The sequence below is a fragment of the Actinoplanes sp. NPDC051633 genome (assembly GCF_040681735.1).
GTDB lineage: Bacteria > Actinomycetota > Actinomycetes > Mycobacteriales > Micromonosporaceae > Actinoplanes.
The window spans coordinates 1-2,314 of the sequence record NZ_JBFAZH010001196.1; the positions used below are offsets into that span (position 1 = coordinate 1).

General features: G+C 70.1%; 2 protein-coding genes. One reads left to right on the forward strand and one right to left on the reverse strand.

Annotated elements, in window-relative coordinates:
* Positions 1-1,349 (reverse strand): ferric reductase-like transmembrane domain-containing protein (locus AB0M20_RS38935; protein WP_364306008.1); only part of this gene is annotated, 1,349 nt, incomplete at its 3' end.
* Positions 1,350-1,501: 152 nt separating this feature from the next.
* Here AB0M20_RS38935 and cbiE point away from each other — a divergent pair.
* Entirely contained in the window at positions 1,502-2,254 is a 753-nt protein-coding gene (gene cbiE / locus AB0M20_RS38940) for a precorrin-6y C5,15-methyltransferase (decarboxylating) subunit CbiE (RefSeq protein WP_364306009.1), read from the forward strand.
* Positions 2,255-2,314 lie beyond the last annotated feature (60 nt).

Below are 2,314 nucleotides of genomic sequence, written 5' to 3' on the forward strand. Positions count from 1 at the left end.
AGCTCCTCGGGCCGGCTGGCCCGGTAGATCACGATGGTGTCCGCCGGCATGTCCTCCAGCAGCGCCCGGATCGGCGCGATGCCGCTGCCACCGGCGATGAGCAGAGCACGGCGACGGGTACGCCGTTCGGCGGTGAACGTGCCGAACGGTCCCTCCGCCCACACCGGGGTGCCGGGCTGCAGCTCGGCCAGCTTGCCGGTGTGGCCGCCGACCGCGGTGACGGTGAGCCGCAGCCACTGCGCGTTCGGCGCGGCCGACAGCGAGAACGGGTGCGACTGCCACCAGCCGTTCGCGGTCAGGAAGCGCCAGCGCATGAACTGGCCGGCCTGCGCGGGCAGCGTCTCGAGCCGCTTGCCGTCGATGTAGATCGAGAACGTGTTCTGCCCCTCGGCGACGACCTCGGCCACCTCGAAGCGATGCCGCAGGTTGAGCCAGAGCGGCTCGATCAGGCGGCCCCAGACCAGGGCGGCGATGACCAGCGCGGCGAGCCCGGGCCAGAAGATCTCCGCGAACGGGCCACCGAGGTTGGCGCCGGTGGCGACCTGGTGGCCGTAGCCGAGCAGCAGAACCGCGTAGCCGGACAGGTGGATCAGGTGCCACACCTCGTACGGGAGGATGTTCTTCAGGCCGCGGATCGAGATGAGGCTGATGAAGACCAGGATGCCGGTGGCCACCGCGGCGCTGATCATGTCGGGCAGCGAGGTGACGATCGTGATGCCCTGGTCGACGACCGGCGTCTCCGCGGTCAGCGCGTACCCGTAGATGATGAAGACCGCGTGGGCAAGGACCGTGACGACCAGTGACGCGCCCAGCCAGCGATGCCATTTCAGCAGGTCGCGAGCGCCGACCCACTCCTCAAGCCAGGACACCCGGCTCATCATCAGCAGCTGGATGAACAGCAGGTAGCCGGCGGTCAGGCCGGTGATCCGGCCGACCGCCATCATCAGCGAGGCCAGGTCGCTGACCCCGCCGGCCTCGGTCTCGAAGAGCCAGAGCGACACGCTGGTCGCCAGGCCGGCGAAGAACAGCAGCACGGTGAACAGGCGGTTGCCGGAGCCGGCCTCGGCCGGCGGGCGGTCGTCGACGGCCGGCGTGAGCGACTGCGCCTGCCACCCCGTGGGATCGGTGTGCGACTCCAGCACGATGTCGCTGCGCTGGTAGGCGTCGTCCTGCCACCAGTTCTGCGCCTGCTGCCGGCTCTCGTACTGCTGGGGCTCGTACTGCTGGCTCCCGTACTGCTGGGTCTCGGCGAGGTAGCGCGCCGTCTCGACCGGGCGGTCGTACCGGTCACGCTGGTCCTCGAAGGCCTGGAACTGCTGGTCTGCGGTATTGCCGTAGGCCCGCACCATGTGTCCTCACCCTCAGCCGGTCGTCGTCTGCGTCGGCGCCCCCCAGCGCCGCTCGACATCAGGTACGCAGACCCGGCCGGGATGGCTCAAACCGCGGGCGAGAAAGTTTGGCGGGGCAAGATCGTCGAACGGCCGCAAGGTAGCGTGCGGGCGTGACGGACTTGCTCACGGTGGTTGGCATCGGCGCCGGCGGGTGGGCGGATCTTCCGGGTACGCACGCAGAAGCGCTCATCGCCTCCGAGGTGGTCCTGGGCAGCCGCCGCCAGCTCGATCTGCTGCCGCCCTCGGTGGCCGCGTCCCGCGTCGCCTGGCCCTCTCCCCTGCTGCCCGCGCTGCCCGGCCTGCTGTCGGCACACGAGGGCCGCCGGGTCTGCGTGCTGGCCAGCGGCGATCCGATGTTCCACGGCATCGGGGCGACACTGGCCCGCCTGGTCGGTCCGGACCGGCTGCGGGTGCTCACGCATCCGTCGTCGGTGTCGCTGGCGGCGGCGCGGATGGGGTGGGCCCTGCAGGACGTCGAGGTGGTGAGCGTGGTGTCCGCGCCGGTCACCGCCGTGCACGCCGCGCTCAACCCGGGCCGCCGCGTCCTCGTCCTCGGAGCGACTCCCCCCTCCCTTCCTCGTCTCGACGGCTGCCGCGTCACCGTCTTGTCGCAGCTGGGCGGCCCCTCCGAGGAGGTCACCGACCTCGACGGCTGGTCCGGTGACCCGCTGTGCGTGATCGCGATCGAGTGCCTCGACGTCCCGCGGACGCCGTCCACGCCGGGCCTGGCCGATGATCTGTACGAATCGGACGGCCAGCTCACCAAGCGTGAGGTTCGCGCGGTCACCCTCGCCGTCCTCGGGCCGTCGCCGGGCGAGATGCTCTGGGACGTCGGCGCCGGCTCGGTTTACAAGCAAATTTAAAAATTAGCATAAAAAATGGGCAACCATGCCGGTTGAACGCTATAGTTCCTGCAGGGGCAA